Source organism: Paenibacillus sp. J22R56 (assembly GCF_056269375.1).
Genome location: NZ_JBWDNV010000003.1, coordinates 395,336 through 414,664, shown reverse-complemented (window position 1 = coordinate 414,664; position 19,329 = coordinate 395,336). Strand labels below are relative to the sequence as shown.

General features: G+C 49.6%; 21 protein-coding genes. 7 read left to right on the top strand and 14 right to left on the bottom strand.

The genetic code is table 11. The annotated features are described in order from the left end of the window. Positions 1 to 269: 269 nt before the first annotated feature. The 4 genes from cobA to nirB are packed head-to-tail and all read right to left on the bottom strand — an operon-like array spanning position 270 to position 4,703. The gene (gene cobA, locus AC0YNT_RS09830; protein WP_167281072.1) at positions 270 to 1,043 is read right to left on the bottom strand and encodes a uroporphyrinogen-III C-methyltransferase; all 774 of its coding nucleotides are present in this window, start codon (positions 1,041 to 1,043) and stop codon (positions 270 to 272) included. Then, on the bottom strand, positions 1,043 to 1,903 hold the full coding sequence (locus AC0YNT_RS09825) for a formate/nitrite transporter family protein (RefSeq protein ID WP_475804409.1): 861 nt from the start codon (positions 1,901 to 1,903) through the stop codon (positions 1,043 to 1,045). Before AC0YNT_RS09825 ends, cobA begins: the two co-directional genes overlap by 1 nt. Before the next feature lie 33 nt (positions 1,904 to 1,936). After that, entirely contained in the window at positions 1,937 to 2,251 is a 315-nt protein-coding gene (gene nirD, locus AC0YNT_RS09820; RefSeq protein WP_475804408.1) for a nitrite reductase small subunit NirD, read from the bottom strand. Between the two features lie 13 nt (positions 2,252 to 2,264). Next, positions 2,265 to 4,703: a nitrite reductase large subunit NirB gene (gene nirB / locus AC0YNT_RS09815; RefSeq protein WP_475804407.1), complete on the bottom strand. Its 2,439-nt coding sequence runs from the start codon at positions 4,701 to 4,703 to the stop codon at positions 2,265 to 2,267. 383 nt (positions 4,704 to 5,086) lie between these two features. Here nirB and AC0YNT_RS09810 point away from each other — a divergent pair, with 383 nt between their 5' ends. Further along, positions 5,087 to 5,662, top strand: a complete 576-nt coding sequence (locus AC0YNT_RS09810) for an ANTAR domain-containing response regulator (RefSeq protein WP_167281075.1) — start codon at positions 5,087 to 5,089, stop codon at positions 5,660 to 5,662. Positions 5,663 to 5,674: 12 nt separating this feature from the next. Beyond that, positions 5,675 to 6,733, top strand: coding sequence for an anthranilate phosphoribosyltransferase (locus AC0YNT_RS09805; protein WP_475804406.1), 1,059 nt, complete (start codon positions 5,675 to 5,677; stop codon positions 6,731 to 6,733). Positions 6,734 to 6,889: 156 nt separating this feature from the next. Here the strand turns inward: AC0YNT_RS09805 and AC0YNT_RS09800 are convergent, their stop codons facing one another. The 5 genes from AC0YNT_RS09800 to AC0YNT_RS09780 form a co-directional block, all read right to left on the bottom strand. Beyond that, positions 6,890 to 8,047 (bottom strand): multidrug effflux MFS transporter, encoded by a 1,158-nt coding sequence (locus AC0YNT_RS09800; protein ID WP_475804556.1) that lies wholly within the window; start codon positions 8,045 to 8,047, stop codon positions 6,890 to 6,892. Between the two features lie 170 nt (positions 8,048 to 8,217). Then, positions 8,218 to 8,454: a cold-shock protein gene (locus AC0YNT_RS09795; RefSeq protein ID WP_167281077.1), complete on the bottom strand. Its 237-nt coding sequence runs from the start codon at positions 8,452 to 8,454 to the stop codon at positions 8,218 to 8,220. Between the two features lie 163 nt (positions 8,455 to 8,617). After that, positions 8,618 to 9,076, bottom strand: coding sequence for a DUF2269 family protein (locus AC0YNT_RS09790; protein ID WP_475804405.1), 459 nt, complete (start codon positions 9,074 to 9,076; stop codon positions 8,618 to 8,620). 109 nt (positions 9,077 to 9,185) lie between these two features. After that, complete coding sequence (locus AC0YNT_RS09785) at positions 9,186 to 9,521, bottom strand: hypothetical protein (protein WP_475804404.1); 336 nt, start codon at positions 9,519 to 9,521, stop codon at positions 9,186 to 9,188. Between the two features lie 258 nt (positions 9,522 to 9,779). Next, positions 9,780 to 10,478: a pirin family protein gene (locus AC0YNT_RS09780; RefSeq protein WP_475804403.1), complete on the bottom strand. Its 699-nt coding sequence runs from the start codon at positions 10,476 to 10,478 to the stop codon at positions 9,780 to 9,782. 160 nt (positions 10,479 to 10,638) lie between these two features. On the opposite strand from AC0YNT_RS09780, the gene AC0YNT_RS09775 reads away from it, so the two are divergent. Then, positions 10,639 to 10,815, top strand: a complete 177-nt coding sequence (locus AC0YNT_RS09775) for a hypothetical protein (protein ID WP_475804402.1) — start codon at positions 10,639 to 10,641, stop codon at positions 10,813 to 10,815. A gap of 132 nt (positions 10,816 to 10,947) precedes the next feature. Here AC0YNT_RS09775 and yidC read toward each other — a convergent pair whose 3' ends face one another. Both yidC and AC0YNT_RS09765 read right to left on the bottom strand, forming a co-directional pair. After that, positions 10,948 to 11,763 carry a membrane protein insertase YidC gene (yidC, locus tag AC0YNT_RS09770; RefSeq protein ID WP_475804401.1) on the bottom strand — a complete coding sequence of 272 codons (816 nt, stop codon included), beginning with the start codon at positions 11,761 to 11,763 and terminating at the stop codon, positions 10,948 to 10,950. Further along, a complete protein-coding gene (locus AC0YNT_RS09765; protein WP_475804400.1) occupies positions 11,709 to 12,068 on the bottom strand; it encodes a hypothetical protein in 360 nt (119 codons plus the stop codon). The genes yidC and AC0YNT_RS09765 overlap by 55 nt, the downstream gene beginning before the upstream one ends. Positions 12,069 to 12,298: 230 nt before the next feature. On the opposite strand from AC0YNT_RS09765, the gene AC0YNT_RS09760 reads away from it, so the two are divergent. Then, positions 12,299 to 14,401 (top strand): multicopper oxidase family protein, encoded by a 2,103-nt coding sequence (locus tag AC0YNT_RS09760; RefSeq protein WP_475804399.1) that lies wholly within the window; start codon positions 12,299 to 12,301, stop codon positions 14,399 to 14,401. A 54-nt stretch (positions 14,402 to 14,455) separates the two neighbouring features. On the opposite strand, the gene AC0YNT_RS09755 is transcribed toward AC0YNT_RS09760, so the two are convergent. Further along, a complete protein-coding gene (locus AC0YNT_RS09755; RefSeq protein WP_475804398.1) occupies positions 14,456 to 15,328 on the bottom strand; it encodes a LysR family transcriptional regulator in 873 nt (290 codons plus the stop codon). Between the two features lie 125 nt (positions 15,329 to 15,453). Here AC0YNT_RS09755 and dapA point away from each other — a divergent pair, with 125 nt between their 5' ends. After that, positions 15,454 to 16,326: a 4-hydroxy-tetrahydrodipicolinate synthase gene (dapA, locus tag AC0YNT_RS09750; RefSeq protein WP_475804397.1), complete on the top strand. Its 873-nt coding sequence runs from the start codon at positions 15,454 to 15,456 to the stop codon at positions 16,324 to 16,326. Here dapA and AC0YNT_RS09745 read toward each other — a convergent pair whose 3' ends face one another. Beyond that, positions 16,327 to 16,740 (bottom strand): glycosyltransferase, encoded by a 414-nt coding sequence (locus tag AC0YNT_RS09745; protein WP_475804396.1) that lies wholly within the window; start codon positions 16,738 to 16,740, stop codon positions 16,327 to 16,329. Between the two features lie 207 nt (positions 16,741 to 16,947). Between AC0YNT_RS09745 and AC0YNT_RS09740 the strand changes: the two genes are divergently transcribed. Together AC0YNT_RS09740 and AC0YNT_RS09735 are read left to right on the top strand one after the other, a co-directional pair. Continuing rightward, positions 16,948 to 17,922: an aldo/keto reductase gene (locus AC0YNT_RS09740; RefSeq protein ID WP_475804395.1), complete on the top strand. Its 975-nt coding sequence runs from the start codon at positions 16,948 to 16,950 to the stop codon at positions 17,920 to 17,922. A gap of 38 nt (positions 17,923 to 17,960) precedes the next feature. Continuing rightward, a complete protein-coding gene (locus AC0YNT_RS09735) occupies positions 17,961 to 18,320 on the top strand; it encodes a hypothetical protein (protein WP_475804394.1) in 360 nt (119 codons plus the stop codon). 56 nt (positions 18,321 to 18,376) lie between these two features. On the opposite strand, the gene AC0YNT_RS09730 is transcribed toward AC0YNT_RS09735, so the two are convergent. Next, entirely contained in the window at positions 18,377 to 19,276 is a 900-nt protein-coding gene (locus AC0YNT_RS09730) for a LysR family transcriptional regulator (RefSeq protein WP_475804393.1), read from the bottom strand. Between the last annotated feature and the right edge of the window lie 53 nt (positions 19,277 to 19,329).

The window sequence follows — 19,329 nt, the reverse complement described above, 5'->3', positions numbered from 1 at the left end:
ATTAAAAAGGCGCACGGTTACGGTTACGTAACCATGCGCCTTTGATTTAATGGGATACCCCTAATCATCAAAGAGATTCGACGCGCGGATGGATTACGTTCATAAATTTAGTATGCACATTGTTAAATCCTACATGTTGATGAATGAATACAATTGGATTCATGTCGTAATCCTCCTTTCGATTTGTGAAATATATTTGTCACTTTACCATCGTATGAAATAACTGTCAATCCATAAATTTGTTAATCATCGCCTATTTTCACTATTTATCACATAACCCAGGCTTCTGCCTGCTGTTCCGCAAGCAGCAGCTGCTCGCGCACCTTAACTACTTCACCAACAATAATAAGCGCCGGATTGACCACTTTCATCGATAACGCCAGCTTATGAATATCGGCCAGTGTACCTGTAATCACGCGCTGCTTACTTGTCGTGCCCTGCTCAATAATAGCAACTGGCGTTGACGATGCTTTGCCATGTTTCAGTAGTTCCTCACGGATCACGCCAAGCTGGCTGACGCCCATATAGATTGCTAATGTATCTACACTATGAGCGAGCAAATCCCAACGTACCGGTTCTTGATCCCCGTGGCAGCGATTGCCGGTAACGCAGGCAAACGATGCTGCCTTCCCGCGATGCGTCAGCGGAATCGCAGCTGATGCCGCAGCACCAATTGCCGATGTTACGCCGGGCACAATCTCCCATTCAATCCCATTCTCAGCCAGTTCCAACGCCTCCTCACCGCCGCGCCCGAAGACGAAGGGGTCGCCCCCTTTTAGGCGGACGACCGTTTTCCCTTCCTTCGCATAGGCAACAAGCGTCTTATTAATCTGTTCCTGCGGCATTGCATGCGCGTTAGGTGCCTTACCGCAGTAGACCAGCTCCGTACCTGGACGGGCATAAGAGAGCAATTCTTCATTCACAAGGCGGTCGTAAAGAATCACATCAGCTAGACCAATTCGCCGAATGGCTTTTACCGTGATCAGCTCCGGATCTCCTGGTCCCGCACCAACAATGTATACCTTACCTGCCGGCGCCCGCATTACAGGCCGCTTTTCTCGGCAGCAAGTGCCGGTGTAGTTGGTAAGCCTGCTTGCAAAGCCTGGCTCTCGGAATCTTTTTTCTTATTATGCGACCAGTAGAACATAAAGCCTGTAAACAACGCACCGCCTACAAAGTTGCCAAGCAGTACAGGGATTTGATTCCACACCCACCAGTCTGTGATCGTTACATCCGCACCAAGCATCATACCTGCAGGAATGACGAACATATTCACAACCGCATGCTCGAAACCTTGCTCGAAGAACATCAGGATTGGCAGCCACATCGCTACGATTTTGCCTAACGTGGATTTCGAGGTCATCGCCATCACAACGCCGAGCGTAACCATCCAGTTACACAGGATTGCCTTGATGAAGACCAGAATGATACCATCAAAGCCCATTTTTTGATAACCAAGTGTCTTCGTTTCGCTTACTTGAATAAGCATTTGGGCGAGCGGATTAGCCATATCCGTCCCCATCTTTGTAACCGCCATACCGTATAAAGCCGCATACACGGCACAACCGATCAAGTGGCCGATGATGACAAGCCCGTAGTTGGCCATCATGCGGGAAAGGGTTGTTTTCCGTTTAAACACCGATAGAGGAATGAGTGCAAAGCTGCCGGTCACAAGCTCAAGTCCAAGAAGGACGATGATGACGAAGCCTATCGGAAAAATAATGGCCCCGGTTAGAGCAAGTGAGGTTTGTGTCGTTGCCGTATAGGCTAGTGTTGTAGCAAAGGCCAGTATGCCGCCGCCAAGAAAACCTCTCATTAGCATTTGCGATGCACTCATCTCCGCCTTCGCCGTGCCCGCCTCTACCATCGATTCTAGTACTTCAGCTGGTTTCACATAGTCCATCTGCAATCCCTCCTTCTTGTCTCGGTCTCTACTCTATAGGGTGATATAGATCTCGCCGCTGCCTGGGTCGATCTCCGTCTCAAATGTTTTGATGCAGCCGTCATCCGGTTCTTGCACCTGTCCGTTCCTCAGATCGATCTTCCAATCATGCAGCGGGCAGTGAATATTAGTGCCGCATACCATGCCTTCCGAAAGCCTGCCGCCTTTATGCGGGCATTTATTCTCGACTGCCTTCACACTGCCGTCCGTCAGGCGGAAGATCGCAATGTCGGTATTGTCGATCTGCACTGTACGAGAGCCTAATACGTCGATATCCGTTAGTTTTGCTACAAGCACCTTTGTCACCATATAGAAGCTCCCCCTATCCTTGCACCGGCTGAGCACCGGATAATTGCTCAAAGTTTTTGCGCAGCTCTTTGTTCTCTACGATTTCTTTCCATGGATCTTTTGTGTAGCTGAGTGTCTTCTCAAGACGTTCTACCAGAGCCAGACGGTCTTCACGATTCTCGAGAGCTTTCTTGATATGATCAAGTCCTACACGTTCAATCCACTGTGCGGTACGTTCATTCCATGTCGCATTCTCACGGTAATATTGCAGGTAGGCCGAAGACCATTCCATTACCTCATCTTCCGTCTTCACAACACAGAGCAGCTCAGTGGCACGCACATGTATACCGCCGTTACCGCCTACATGAAGCTCCCAGGCTCCGTCAATTGCCACAACGCCAAGGTCCTTAATCGTTGCTTCTGCGCAGTTACGCGGACATCCCGATACAGCAAGCTTCACTTTCGCCGGAGCTGTCATACGCTCGTATGCTTTCTCCATCCGAATCCCCATCCCAATAGAGTCCTGCGTGCCAAATCGGCAGAAGGTGTTGCCTACACAGGTTTTGACCGTACGGAGCGTCTTGCCATAAGCATGGCCGGAAGGCATATCAAGCTCTTCCCAAATCTTCGGCAGATCTTCTTTCTTCACGCCCAAGAGGTCAAGCCGTTGACCGCCGGTGAATTTCACCATTGGAACATCAAATTTCTCTGCAACGGTAGCAATCTTAATCAAATCAGCTGGTGTAGTTACGCCACCGTAGACACGAGGAACAACCGAATACGTGCCATCCTTCTGGATGTTGGCATGGTAGCGCTCGTTCGTGAAGCGTGATTCCTTCTGATCCTCGTACTCCGCCGGCCACAACATGCCGAGGTAGTAGTTCAGAGAAGGACGGCATTTCGTGCAGCCTTCTTCGTTCTTCCACTGCATTACGTTCATGACTTCCTTAACCGTCATGAGGCGCATTTCTTTAATGGCTGCAACAATCTCATCACGAGAATGCTCGGTGCAGCCGCAAATGCCTTCTTTCACCGGCACACCTGCTGCATCACCGGCATACAGCTTCAGCAGCCCTTCTACTTGAGGCTTACAGCCGCCGCAGGATGCGGAAGCTTTCGTGCAGCCTTTAATGCTGGCCAATGTGTTGCAGCCTTTATTCAATACCGCATCCGCGATATCACCTTTCGATACACCGTTACAGCCGCAGACAATTTCATCATCCGCCATCGCTTCCAGACGGCTTGCCGGGGACGACGCCCCTCCTGCAGCAGGCGAGAAGCCAAGCAGCAGCTCCTTCTCCTTGCCTTCGACCGACTCGCCTTTTTTCATTATGGCGAACAGCTCGGATCCGTCAGATGTATCACCGAATAGCACAGCCCCAACCAATTTACCGTTCTTGATCACAATTTTCTTATACGTACCAGCCAGATCATCCTGAATACGCAAAGCTCTTGTGCCTGGCCCTTCACCAAACTGACCTGCCGAGAATACATCTACACCGGATACTTTCAGCTTAGTAGAAGTAACCGAACCCTCATAACCTGTCGTCTCAACACCAGCCAGCAGCTTAGCCAGCACCGCGCCTTGCTCATACAGTGGAGCAACCAGACCATAAGCGATACCCCGGTGCTCGGCACATTCGCCTACCGCGTATACATCTGGGATATTCGTCCGCATGAAGTCATCTACGACGATTCCTCTATTAACTTCGATGCCTGTCAGCTTCGCTAATTCAACATTCGGGCGGATACCAACCGCCATAACAATCAGATCAGCCTCTACCTCACTGCCGTCCCCGAACTGCAAAGCTTTCGCGCGGCGTCTGCCGGTAATCGCTACGGATTGCTTACTGAGGAGGAACTTCATCCCTTGCGCTTCAAGCTCACGTTGCAGCATCCGTGCAGCCGGCTCATCCAGCTCGCGATTCATCAGAATTCCATTAATATGAACAACGGATACGTCCATTCCCAAATTAAGCAGGCCTCGTGCTGCCTCGAGTCCAAGCAGACCACCGCCGATTACAGCTGCCTTCTTATACTTCTGGGAAGTTTCCTGCATGATCTCCGTGTCACGGATATCACGGAAGCCGATAACTCCCTCTTTGTTCGCGCCCGGCAGAGGCAGCATGAATGGATTCGAGCCTGTCGCCATAATCAATACATCGTAATCCGCTTCAATCCCTTGCTGGGAGTATACCTTTTTCCGCTTTGTATCAATCTTCGTTACCGTATGTCCAGCATGCAGCTGAATATGATTGTCCGCGTACCAGTCCCAGTCGTTGATAACGATATCCTTCATGTCCGTTCCGCCAGCAAGCACCGAGGACAACATAATTCGGTTATAGTTCGGGTGTGGCTCTGCGCCAAATATTGTAATGCTATAAGCATCCGGAGCAAGCTTGATCAGATGTTCAATTGCCCGTACCCCCGCCATTCCGTTACCAACCAGCACCAATTTTTTCCGATTCCCCATTGTCATTCTCCTCTCCATCTCTCTAACTCTCCGCCTATTTATAAATAGAAAAAGCCTGGCCTCGAATTTCGCAGGTGGACGCAAAAGTGCGTTCTTGCAAAAGACGAAGTCAGGCTTCATTGCCGCTTCAGATGAATACGCCATTGTATTCATGAAAGTTTATTTGTTTTAACGTTATAGGTATCGTAAAGCTTAGAGTTCAACTCACTCTTATCTTTGCCTTGTAAGAGGTAAGTCGTACCGTTACTATACAACGGCATATTCACTCATGTCAACATACTTAACATATAAAATGAACAAATGTGCGTATCGACAGTTTTACGTTTTCTATGTTATATATAATGACAAAAGATAAATTGTGCGTAGGGGAAGAGGAGGGTTACATGCGTTCTCTGTTAGTAATCGACAATCCCGGGGAAAATGTGCTGTCTATAGAACAAACACTTGAGGAATACGGTTATTCGGTTCTGTTTGCAAGCAACGATGAGATGGCCAAAACTCATCTACCAAAAGCAGATGCCGTTATTCTGCACCTAGCTCTAGGGGAAGTGAAGGTTTGGGGAAACCGGCTTCTTCAGCGCAAAAGAGTACCTATGCTCTGGTGGTGCAGTGCGGATACAGCAGCCTCGTCAGCAGCCTTTTGCGAGGATGACCTGCCTATTGATGGTGTTCTGACGCCATCGATGAGTGAACAGGAGATGCATTGGGCGCTTCATTTCGGCTCGAAAACCTGCTTCGAGAGACAGCAATGGCTGAATGAACGCAAGCAGCTGGAGGCGCGTCTGGAAGAGCGTAAGTGGATTGACATGGCGAAAGGTATCTTATGTAAAATAAAACAGGTGTCTGAAGCTGAAGCCTACGACCTGCTGCGCAAGCAGGCAATGAATGAGCGCAAACGGATCGTTGACGTAGCCACATCAATCGTAAAAGTCTACCAACTGCTGCAGGAGCAAAAATAGAGGGGTGCTGCTATGTTTACAAAACTATTAAAGGAAGTCGCACGCGGAAAAAGAGGTGCACGAGATCTTACTTATGAAGAAGCGCTGGAAGCGGCCGACTGGATCATGAACCGGAAAGCGACCCCTGCCCAGATGGGTGCCTTCTTTATAGCTGAACGTATTAAGATGGAAAGTGTCGAGGAGCTGGAGGCTTTCGTGAATGTTTGCCGTGATGCTGCATACCGTGCTCCAATTCAGGAAGGACTGGACTGTGCAGGGCCATATGACGGACGGACCAAAACCTTCTTCGCTTCGTTCGCAACAGCTTTCCTTCTTGCTTCAGCGGGCCTGCCTGTTACGCTGCATGGCGCGAAATCGCTGCCTCCGAAATGGGGCGTAACGCTGCTCGATATGCTGGCTGAGCTTGGGATTGGCAAGGAGCAGCTAAAGCGTGACCGCGTTGTACCAACTGCTGCGGCTACTGGCGTGCTGTTTGTTGATACCGAGGAATGGTGCCCGCCGCTGAAGGAGCTGCGAGACATCCGCGAGGAGCTTGGCATGCGTACGGTACTTAATACAGCAGAAAAGCTGATTGATTTTTCCCATTCGCCGTATCTGGTCTTTGGCGTTTACCACAATACCGTATTTGATCGCATGAGCAAGCTGCTCACCGATCTGCAATACCGCAGAGCCCTGATCATACAGGGAGCAGAAGGCTCTGAAGATCTGTTCATTGAGCGCCCAACCCGCACTTATATCGTCGAGAACGGCGAAGCAAGGCTGCATGTTATCGATCCGGAGACCTATGGTCTGGAAACGACACTTCCTGAGCATGTAGAATGGACCGCTGCGGAGCAGATTGAGACCGTCGAGGCTGTTCTGCAAGGGAAAGCCCATATCGGTTACGTAAACCAAGTTCTGCTGAATGCGGCCGTCCGGCTGCGTCTTGCAGATCGCGCTGATTCAGTTGAGGAAGCGATATACCAATGCAAAGATTTGCTCGACAGCGGAGCAGCTTGGGAGCGTTACACACAGTGGCGCAGCAGCCTGCTTAGCGAAGAAACGCCTGCTCCTATCGGCGGCGTCAAGTAAAGTAACATGAGGCACGATTACTTCGTGCCTGATTCACCAATTTGAGACGCATCCCCCTCCACTACTACACCTACGATGAACTTTATGCAAGCAAAAGAGCTTCTGACGGCCGATCAAGCCGGTCAGAAGCTCTTTTTTCTGTATCGTTACGTCCCTCTAGCGTCCCCGCCGCACGAGAACAATGTAGCTGAGCACAGCCGCCGCTTCAGCTGCAGCAATAACAATTCCCATGGGCTGTGCGGCTTCGCTGCCGCCAAGCCCAACAAGCGGCGCCATACAGGCGCCGAACACAAAGGACAACAGACCAAGCAGCGCCGAAGCGCTGCCGGCGGACTGCTGCTGGTTCTGCATCGCGAGCGAGAAACTGGCCGTCTGCACAATCCCAACACTCGAGACTACGAAGAATAAAGGCACCAGCACCGCAAACAAGCCCCAGCCGGCGATCACCGAAATCAGCAGTACAAGACCACCTGCAAACGCGAGGCCAAGACCTGTCTTCAGTAATGTCGTCGCACTTACCTTGCCGGCAAGTCTCCCTGCAATTTGGCTTGCCGCGATAATACCCAGACCATTGATCGCAAAGCATAAGCTGTATCCCTGCGGCGATACGCCAAACAGATTCTGAATAACGAAAGGTGAACCGGAGATATAAGCGAACATCGCCGCTACAACAAAGCCTTGCGTGAGTGCATATCCCATAAAGATGCGGTCCGTCAGCAGCCCTCGGAACTTCAGCAGCATATTGCCGATTCCGCCTTCCGAGCGGTTCTTCTCCTGCAAGGACTCCTTCATTCCGAACCATACGGCAACAAACATAACCACGCCAATCACCGTCAGCACGATAAATACACCGCGCCATTCCGTCCACTTCAGGATTTGTCCTCCGGCAATTGGAGCAGCTATTGGCGCGACCCCATTCACCAGCATAAGCATGGAGAAAAACTTCGTCATCCCTGCTCCTTCGAACAAATCCCGCACGACCGCACGCGAGATAACAATCCCGGCCGCGCCGCCAAACCCTTGTACAAAGCGCAGCAGCACAAAGGTCTCAATTGACGGAGCTGTTACACAAAGAATAGAAGCTGCAATATATACAACAAGTCCAATAAGCAAAGGCTTCCGTCGTCCCCGAACATCACTGATTGGTCCAATAAACAGCTGACCAAGGGAAATACCGAGCAGACAGGCCGTTAAGCTGAGCTGGGACATCGACGTCCCTGCATGGAAATCACCTGCCAGCTCCGGCAGCGCCGGCAAATACATATCAATGGAGAGTGGAGCAAATGCAGACAGCGATCCAAGCAATAGCGCCATCCACAGTACCGCTTTTGGTGCTGCAGCGCGTGTAGAATCCGTACCTTTTATCAAAATTAACACTCCAAACTAACTACCTTTTTGTCGCCACAATTCTAATGACGATCGAGTCACCTGTCAAGACAACAAAAAGAGGACGCCTCCTTAGGAGGCATCCCCTATTGCCCACTTTACTCCGCCGTTGCCGTCGTTACAGCAGCGCTTAGCTTCCATTGATCCGTCATATTAACGATCAGTGGAAGCATCTTTTCCCCACTTATCATTGGTGAATGGCACAATAAACAGGTTGGGGTCTGGTCAAATGAGAAGTTGTCGCGCATCCAGCCATTGCAGTCATCACTTGTGCATGACCAAATTTTGGTGACAGCCTCTGGGATTTCTTCTTGGATTTTTTTCCGATTGTACATGTGGGTACGCCTCCTTCATATGTGAAATATGGTACGGTCTTCATAAACCCCGTCACTTTATCGTGTCTTATACCGCGGATTTCATACATGCGATATCAAACTAATGACGAAAAAAGCCCCTACACTTCATGTATGAAGCGAAGGAGCTTTTTATGTACAAGAATTAGAAGGTTGGCTTAAACACCATAAGCAAGATCAGCATAAATGCAAGAAAATGTGTGACAAACTCCCACTGCAGACTCTTCTTACCGATAGCACGATAAGCCGCCGGAATATCTTCCGTCTGATGATTCGCAAGGATGGCCATCTGCTCCTTAGCGTATCTCGGCAGCATACCGATGACAACGACCTGAGCGAGAAGATACAGCACGATTGAAGCGATATACCAACCTGTGGCAAAAAGATCCGGCTCCTTAATACCCAATATGATGCCGGTCAGGAGAAGAGTAATGCTGCCGACCTTAGGCATAACTTCCATGTTCTTCACAATTTGAAGCGTAAACATCGCTTGTGAGACATTTTTTGCACTTCTAACGAGAAGCGGAAATCCAAAGGCGGTGCCAAGGCCCATTACAGCGGCAAGAATATGAATAAATAGCACAAGACTGTACCAACTAAACATTTACTATTCCTCCTCCCTAGTAACTCAACCATGTATATTGTACTAGGGACTAAAGTAGTAGTAAATCAGTATTTTTCATTTTCAGGGCTTTTTTTCCAAATAATATTCGTTACAATTTGTATCCGAACTCATTTGGTATATATTCAATGCAGGAAACGGCCGAAAACATCAGTTTTTGCCCTGCTGCATCATATCTAACCGTATCTGCCGCGACCGAGTACCAAATCTTTAACGTTGGGCGGCCGTCATCATATGTTCGGAAAATAAACACGTTCAGCTCTTGTTTCCACTTTAGGAGCTCTTCGATCACAGGATGCTTCGGTGTGTGTACGGTAAACTGCCATTGATCATCCGCATGCTCTACCTCATAAGAGACAGATTGCTTCACCGAATCCACAAAAGTTCTGCCTCCAACGGCGTGTTTAATCAGTAGTGTTTCGTTCATTTTGGGTTCCTCCTAAAAAGAATTGCTACCCTAATGGCTAATCCCTAGCCATGTGTAGCGATTCTTACTTCGTAAGCATTACCTAAAGAATTGCCACACAGTATGGCCTATCCTGGGCCACGTGTGGTAATTCTTACTTCGTAAAAAGAATTGCCACATAATATGGCTTACCCCCAGCCATACGTGGCGATTCTTACTACGTAAGCATCAAAAAATCTCTTGCTTCGTTAGCATCAAAAAATCTTTTACTTCATCCTCTTATGGCAGATCAATCAGCATAACAAAAGCGGACTCTTCCGCTGACAGTACAAAATCCGGTTCAAACTCTGCGCGGATCGAATCCTTAGGCCCCATCGCAATATTATTCAGATTGAGCTTTCCTTCCAGCACCATCACAAATGCACGACGACCCGTCTTCTGGTGGAAAAAGATCCTTCTTCCCCGCTGCAGACGTCCCAAATAAATCGTCATATCCTGATTAATGCTTGCTGTCCCTGCAGCTCCATCCGGTGTCACAACCGGCACCAGAGCATTCTGAAGCTTCTCTTCATCATAGCTGGCCATCTCGTATGAAGGCGCAATCCCCCGCTCCTTCGGCATAAACCAAAGCTGCAGAAAACTGCCTTCCTCCGTATCGGAATCGTTATATTCAGCATGGATAATCCCAGTACCGGCAGACATACGCTGTACTTCCCCAGCAGATGTCACTTCGATATTGCCAAGATTATCTTCATGTTTCAGTTTTCCTGTCAAAGGAATGGTTACGATCTCCATCTCGCTGTGCGGGTGAGCGCCAAAACCACGCCCCGGCGCAATCTGGTCATCATTCAGTACACGCATAACACCAAAGCTCGAGTTATCAGGATCAAAATATTCCCCAAACGAGAAGCTTTGCGCGCTGCGCAGCCACCCCAAATCAACGGCATGGCGAGCGCTGGCCGGAAAAAGTTTCATCATCGAAAAAGTTCCTCCTTTTATTCGATTGTGCCGATCTAAATCCCTTATTCTATTGTAACCGTTGATGGACAGGCATACTATGCCAAGGCTTGCTTATGTATTCGAAAGAAAAGGTAAAGGGCAACCTAACGACAGGACTTGGAAGGAGTGTGAATGGACGATGGACAACAAGGATGATCTCGTAACGGAGAGAGATATCGATCCGAAATTCGGCTTGTTTACAGAGGAAATGCCACAAATGATCTTGCCGGACGCAACAAGCAAGCTGATCGATAGATACCCCAAAAAGGGCAAAGCAGCTCCACCTCCCAGCGGACCAGCTGACGGCTCGCGGTAAGGAGCTAACTCAAGTATAGCATCTACAATGTGCGGGAAACAGCCCCCCAAGAACGAATATCGCCATAGACGTGGATTTTTGAACAAAAAAAAGGACGCATCCCCTGTACGTAACAAGGAATGCGTCCTCCTATTATTTCGCTTGAGCGATCTTTGTATCCGTCGTTGTCGTTAATGTTGGGTACATCCGCTTCGATACCAGGGTCTGTATAATCATGAACGTCCCCCCTACTACCCAGTACAATGGCACAGCTGCCGGCGCACTGAATGAGAAGACCATCATCATAACTGGCGAAAGAAGGCCAAGCATCGCCATTTGCTTCTGCTGTGCAGGGTCTGCACCAATCTGTGATACACGGAACTGTACATAATAGATAGCTCCGGCAAGGAACGGCAGGACATGATCCGCAGTACCAAGCTGGAACCACAGGAATGTATGCTGCGCAAGCTCAGGTGTCATTTTGATCGCATAATACAAGCCTGTCAGAATCGGCATTTGGATAAGCATCGGCAAGCAGCCGATCGACATCGGATTAAATTGATGTTGGCTGTACAACGCCATCGTTTCTTTTTGAAGCTTCGCTTGATTTTCTGGCGTCTTCTCTTTGTATTTCTCCTTCAGCTTGTTAAGCTCTGGCTGCATAACACTCATCTTCTGCTTCATCGTTTGTTGACCTTTGTACTGGCGCAGCATAAGAGGCAGCAGCACAATACGCACGAGCAGCGTCATAATAATGATCGCCATACCATAACTGTCACCAAAAAATGATGCGATATGCTGAATCAAATACGAGAACGGAAATACGACATAATGATTGAAAAAGCCCGGCGTATCGGAATCAATTGTTCCTTGCGCGCCGCAGCCGCTGACGATAACCAGTATTGCGATTGCTGCTAGAATTCTATATTTTTTAGAAAAAGCGGTGAATGCATTGTTCTTCTTTCCCATAAAAATCCTCCTCGTTTGTGTACATGCTGTGCGGCATTCCCAAACGAGGAGTTACAATCCGCTGAATCACCATCTGGCGCTTCTTTTCTTTTAATCCGCCGCGTAAGCCAGTGCTGAATTCGTCCCAAGCGGTGGATCACGACCACAATCGGAACGATTGGCTCCCATATGATCCGCTTCTGGATGGTGTTGAATTCTGTGTCCATCGAATGATGAGCAAAATACGCCGCGTAGGCAATCGAGCACAGAATACTTATTGAGAATATATATGGGATCAAATCATGCAGCTCATGCAGCTCTAACAATGCATTCACCTCCTTATCATTAATTTGCTAATCTTATACGGCTGACTGCCGGCAAACGTTTCTTCTCCCGGCCCAAAGTCTAGTTCGAGTCCATTCCTAAGACGGTTAAGGCGAATGATCGCCCGGGCTACAATGAACTATGACTATATTATCACATTCGAGACAAGTTAGCTTCTTGGAATCAGATGTACTATTTTCCGCGGTAATGCCGGGACGGAGGAATTGTTTGTATGTATTTTGCGGCTATTAGTATTGTGCGGGGTTTGCTGCTTCTCACCCTGCTGCTCGCTTGGGTTGCCGGAAATAAGGCATCCGCTTTGCTTTACAGCGGAACCGAAGCGAAGCTCAACCGAAAGGCACGGAAATTAATCACATGGGCTGTCTACTTATCACTGTGCAGCGCCGGAGTGGTAGCAGGGATCATTTTGCTTATGACAAATACCGATCCTGTCTTCTGGCGGGATCGTCTGCTCATCCCGCCTCTACTGATCATCCCTATGCTAATGACCTGGCTGGCGGCTTATCCGAGACTTCGCCGGATTCGGCAGGCAACCATGCGTAAGACGGACTCTACACTTGATGTACGGCTGTTAAGCCGTGCCTCACAGGCTGCACTTGTTGCACCCTATCAATTTGTGGCGCTGGGCTCCCTGACCGGTATGTATTGGACCTTCACGACTACCGTTCCGTTTGAGATGCTAAACGGTACGATCCCACTAGTGGTGCTCATCGTAGCCGGCATGGCGCTGTGGTTATCTCATGTTAATCGTAGTAGCAGGGTTAGCCTTACCGGATCAATGCCGATGAACCGTCCCTGGATGAGGTTAATGCGTCGTAGTGCCATTACGCTGGTGGTTCTTGCTCTTGGCAGTATCCCCTTCTATAGCGGTCTGCAGGCGAGCCGCCTGCCGGACACAATTGCTATGGCAGAAGGACCGATGGATAACGGAACCGGCTCTACACTTGAGCATCATCATAGCGGTGCAATTGCCGCAACTGCATCCGCTGATGCTGAGACCACACAGGAAATTTCTGTCGACAGTCTGACAGGTCCAGCGGAAGGTACGGCGGATGTATCTTATACGCTGACGGCTGAGAAGAAGACCGTCAAGCTTGCCTCAGGACGCACCGTAGAAGCGTGGACTTACAACGGCCAAATCCCTGGTCCAGAGCTGCGGATGCGCAAAGGTCAGCTTGTAGAGATTAAGCTGATTAACAAAGACATTACAGAAGGAGTAACCCTGCATTGGCATGGTCTTGATGTTCCCAATGCCGAGGACGGCGTAGCAGGGGCGACGCAAAACGCTGTAATGCCAGGAGAAACCTACACCTATCGGTTCGTTGCTGAGCAGGTCGGCTCGTTCTGGTATCATTCCCATCAAGATTCGAAGGAAGCTGTGCAGAAAGGCTTGTTTGGTTCACTAGTCGTAGAACCAGAGGGAGGCATGCCGCCGGAAACGAAGGATATTACGGTCATGACGCATATTTGGGAAGACCGCGGGGTCGCCATTGGCGATAACGATGGTATCCAGCACATCGAGATTAAACCTGGCACACCTGTAAGACTTCGACTGACGAATACAGATGATTGGGTTCGGCAGTCGTATAAGCTGCTCGGAGCGAAGTTCCAAGTAGCTGCCATTGACGGAACTGATCTGCATGAACCCAGCGACCTGGAGAATGTCAGTCTAGATCTCATAACTGGCGGCCGGTATGATGTAAGCTTCATCATGCCGGAGACACCTGTCACTTTAAGTGTTAATCAAGGCGGCAAGCTTGGCATCGTCATGAGTCCCGATGGAAAAGGCGATCTGCCGGAGCATGTGTCAAACATGCCAGTGTTCGACCCGACGCATTATGGGACACCAGCTCCTACACCATTTGATGCTAACAGCCATTTCGACCGGGAATTCACGATGGTACTGGACAACCAGCTTGGCTTCTATAACGGCAAGCTTACCTTCAATTACACGATCAACGGCAAAGTATTCCCGGACACTCCCATGTTCATGGTAAGCGAAGATGAACTAGTGAAGACAACCATCGTCAATCGCGGTGCCGTCGATCACCCGATGCACCTGCACGGTCATCATATGCTTGTCCTGTCTCGTAATGGCGAGGCGGTAAAGGGCAGCCCTTGGTGGACGGATACGCTTGATGTTGCACCAGGTGAAGTATACGAGGTTGCCTTTAAGGCCGACAATCCCGGACTATGGATGGACCACTGCCATAATCTCGCCCATGCGGCGGTCGGCATGACGATGCATTTGATGTACGAGGGCGTTACGTCACCGTATATGGTTGGCAGTGCCACGCATAATCATCCGGAATAAAAGAAAGACGCTTGGACTCTCTCAATAGAGAATCTAAGCGTCTTTTTGTTTTGATTATCTGCCGCCCAGAAGCTGAATAAAAGCCTCCAGTGGCTGGGACATCCATTTGCGGGGATGAATCATGTATTGCAGATCAAAACGGATGTCCGGGTGCGTAAACGGCAGCGCAACGAGTCTGCCCTGACTAAGTTCATCAGCAACGACCATTTGTGGTAGAAGCGCTAGCCCAAGACCGTTCATCACACACTGCTTCACGGCCTCCGGATTGCCAAGCTCGAATAAAGCCGTGAAGGTAATGCCGCCTTCCCTCAGCACCTTCTCGAACATCCCGCGGTACATGCAGCTTTCCTCTGACATAATCAATTCCACACCATTTAGATCATTAAGCTCCATATTGTTCATATTGGCGAGCGAGTGACTATTTGGTGCAACCAAGACAAGCGGCTCTTCCCGGATTGACTCGCAGCGAAGTGCTGAATCGGCTTTTTTAGCATCAAGCAGCAGTCCAATATCATACTCTCCATCCTTTACTTTGCTCACGATATTGGACTCCTGATCCGGGTGCAATTGGATGGTCAGCTCCGGGAAAAGCTGACGAAGCTGCTGCAAGTATGGCGGAAGAAAATAGGCCGAGAGGGAGTCAATCGCACCAATAACAAGCGTGCCCCCTGCATAACCAGCCACTGTCTCTATAGACTGGTCATATAACTCCAGCATCTGAATCGCCAATGCAAACAGCTTCTCACCTGGCGGCGTAAGGCGCATCTGCCTGCCATGCCGCTCCAGCAGCGGTGCGCCGTACTCTTTTTCCAGCTTCTGAATTTGAATCGTAACGCTGGACTGCGCATATCCAAGCTCCTCTGCAGCCCGTGTAATACTTCGCCTTCTCGCTACCTCGCAAAAGGTCTGTAAATAAGCCAGCTCCATACCAACACCTCTATTACTCACAATCATTAATATTATTGATGATACTCATGAAACATTATAGATAACTGTAATACTTGTGACATGCTAAAGTAAAGACAGAAGTTCCATACAAGGAGGCGCTGTTTATGTTAAACGAACAAGATTTGCAAGGCATTTATGTCCCTGTTGTGACGCCGTTTCTGGCAAATGGAGAATTGGATCTGGCTTCATTCGAGCTTTATGTGGGGAAATTGCTTGGGGATAGAGTGAATGGCATTGTGGTCAATGGAACAACGGGTGAAGCACCCACCGTGACGATCGAAGAATTGATTTCCTTAACAACCTCCGCGATTGCTCTCTGCAAAACCAACATCAGCCCGATAATCGTTGGAACCGGTACGAACGATACAGCCTCCACGGTACGACGGACAGCGCTCGCCGGCGAGCTTGGCGCCGATGCGGCGCTTGTCGTTGTCCCTTATTACAGTAAGCCTTCACAGGAAGGCATAATCGAGCACTATCGGCAGGCTGCAAGCACCGGCGTTCCCATCATCGCGTATGAGATTCCGTCCCGCACCGGTGTCCGGCTTACCCCAGACACAGTCCGGTCTATTCTTGAACTTAAAGGTGTCATCGGGATCAAAGACAGCTCCGGCGGCATTGAGCTTATGCTTGAGCTGTCCCGCAGCGGCAGCCATAAGCCGGTCTTATGCGGTGAAGACGCGTATTTCCATACCATGCTGTGCTGCGGAGCAGCTGGCGGCATACTAGCTTCCGCGAATGTCCGCACATCGTCATTCGTACAAGTGTATGAGCAGCTTCGCCAAGGACAGCTGGAAGCAAGCAGGCAATCTTTTCTCACACTCCTGCCGTTGATCCGGCTCTTGTTCGAAGAACCAAACCCCGCTCCCCTGAAATGGCTGCTGGCCGAGCAAGGCATCATTGCCACAGACGTAGTCCGGCTGCCGCTCACACCCATCTCGGAAAAATTACAGCAGCACCTTGCTTCCTGGCTATAGCTATAGTCCTGCCGGTATTGCATCCCATAACGGAGAATGTGTGAAGCCCTCCATCGCGCGGATTGTATAGTCAGGATGATTGGCCTGATAGACCAGGCTAGCTCCCCGGTCTATCGGCTTCACTTCCATAATGGCAATTCTCGTTCCCACCGCATGGTCAACACCAGCTGAAATAGCAGCTGCATGGCCGCAGCGATCGGACAAATAGATGACTCTTACCCGAACATCCGCCACGCAAAATACACGCAGCATTTCGGCTGAACGGTCCGTACTTTGATTATCAACAAATATAAATTCATAACTAGCGGCGGTAGGCTTCATGATTTGCTTGAGGCGCTTATAAGCGCCGAATAGCGCTTCCTCGTCATTACAGACCGGAACGATAATCGAATAGGCAACCGGCAGACGCGTCATTTTCCCCATCCCCCCGATACAAAGTATTGCACCCTACTAGTAATATAAACTATACAGCTTAAATCTCCCTTAATTTAGTATAAGTAAACGCTTTACTTTTATGCCAAATACAGAAGACAAGCTTACTAAAAATATAGCATCTCTTAAGCGCGTTTTGCTATACTAACTGCAACGAATTTTACCTTGAACCTAAACGGAGGGATCACGATGTTATACAACCGGCTTGGAGGAAGTGGACTTAAAGTGTCTGCACTTGGACTCGGCACGAATTCTTTTGGCTCACGCGCTGACGAAACAACATCGGCTCGCATTCTCCACCATGCGATCGACCGCGGGATTAACTTTATTGATACTGCCAATATTTATTCCGCAACTGCATCGGAATCCATTATTGGCGCTGCACTGGAAGGCAGACGGCATGAAGTTGTGCTCGCAACCAAAGCAGGCCTAGTAAGAGGCGACGGTCCAAATGCAAAAGGCTCCTCCCGCTATCACCTGATGCAGGAGCTGGAAGGAAGTCTGACACGGCTAAAGACCGACTATGTCGATCTGTATCAGATTCATACGTTTGATCCCGAGACGCCGCTCGAGGAAACACTGCGTGCGCTTGAGGACATGGTCCGCTCCGGCAAAGTGCGTTACATTGGAGCATCCAATTATGCAGCATGGGAGCTCATGAAAGCTCTTGGCATCAGCGACCGCCTTGGGCTCAGCCGGTTTGTCTCGACACAGACAAGCTATTCGCTCGCCGACCGGACACCAGAGCGCGAGCTTGTACCCGTCTGTCTTGACCAAGGAGTAGGGATTATCCCGTACTTCCCGCTTGCAGGCGGGATTCTGACAGGTAAGTACCGTGCTGGCGAAGCAGCGCCTGCGGGCTCACGTGCGGAGACTAATCCAGGCTTCACCCGCTTCTTCGCAGAAAACAACCTCGCACTTGGCCGCCAGGTCAGTGAAATGGCAGACAAGATTGGCTATTCCGCCAGCGTATTGTCACTTGCCTGGCTGATGAAGCAGCCTGCTGTCTCCACCGTCATTGTTGGCGCTACAAGCACAGAACAGCTGGAGCATAACTTGGGCAGCGTTACCTTGCCGCTTGATGCCGCAGCATTAGAGGAACTGGATGCGTTAAGCCAGTCCTTCCGTAACGGTGAGCCATTTGCCGTGTATCGGCTGTCATAACTCTATTTCCAACACTAATACTTGGAGGAGAGAAGCCTTTGAACCAAGTACTTAAATTATTAGGCTGGTTGTCCATTCTTGGAGGCGTAATAGGAGCTGTTATTGCTGGGAATTCAGATGATCCTGTACTTGCCGCTCTGGACAATTACTATGACGGCTCGTTCCGGTGGAATGTTGCCATTACTTGGCTGGTTTCAGGAATTTCGGCAGGCGTCATTTTTCTAGCCATTGATAGAGCGCTCGAGCTTCTTGAGACAATTGCCATTAACACAGCAGCTTCTAGAGAGACCATCGTTAATGCAGGAGATACGAAGGGCTCTTATCCTGAGACCGGCAGAGTGACGAAGCCTACTCTCGAATCACTGAGTAAATCTCATACTTTCAAAAATACGGATTAAATAATCAAAACGGCGTCCCACACTGAGTGGCACGCCGTTTTTGGTATTAATCTCAATCACGCCTGCTCCGGCAGGCCCTTCTGCGTTCTTAAAATATCGATAAACAGCTCCGTCGCCTTCGTCTGCTGCTGATGGAGCCCAGTGAGCAGCGAGAAGTCGCGTTCAACCGGCCTGCCGCCAACTGTCAGCTTGGATATGGTGCCAAGCGCAATCTCTTTTCTCACCGCCCAATGCGAGAGCAGCGAGATACCAAGACCAGCCTCTACCGATTCTTTAATAATCTGCGTACTGCCAAATTCCATGCGGTTAGACGGCTGAATGCCTTGCTTCAAAAACATCCGTTCCGTCACCTCACGTGTACCCGATCCCTCTTCCCGGACAATCCATGTCTCCTGCTGTAAGCTGGCGGCATCAATATCGTCAGCCGCTCCAAAAGGATGTGAGGAAGCCGCTACGACGACATACATCTGATCCTTGGCAAAAGACTCCGCATGCAGCTTCTCATGCTCAAGCTCCCCTTCAACAATACCGATATCCAGCCGTCCTTCAGCAACCAGCGTACTGATTTCCTTCGTATTGCCAATTGTAATGGTTGGCTTAATAAGGGGGTAATGCTTCTGCAAATACGCAATCGTATGCGGCAGCACATATTCGCCAAACGTATAGCTCGCTCCGATGGACAACAAGCCGCTTGCTGTATGCATCAAATCATCAACAAGCCGGTGCATGCGCGTATACAGCCCTTCGATTTCCTTACCATGCTGATAAACGATCTCCCCCGCTTTATTCAGGCGGACGTATTTATTGCTGCGATCCAGCAGCTTTGTGCCGATACTGCTCTCTAGTGCTTGAATGTGCTGACTCACCGCTGGCTGGGTCATATGAAGCACCTCCGCGGCACGAGTGAAATTATGCTTCTCCGCAACCGTCATAAAGACAAGCAAGGATTGATCCACTGCCTTTCACCTCAACTCAATCATAAGCTTTTCGTTATTATGATTATTATAAC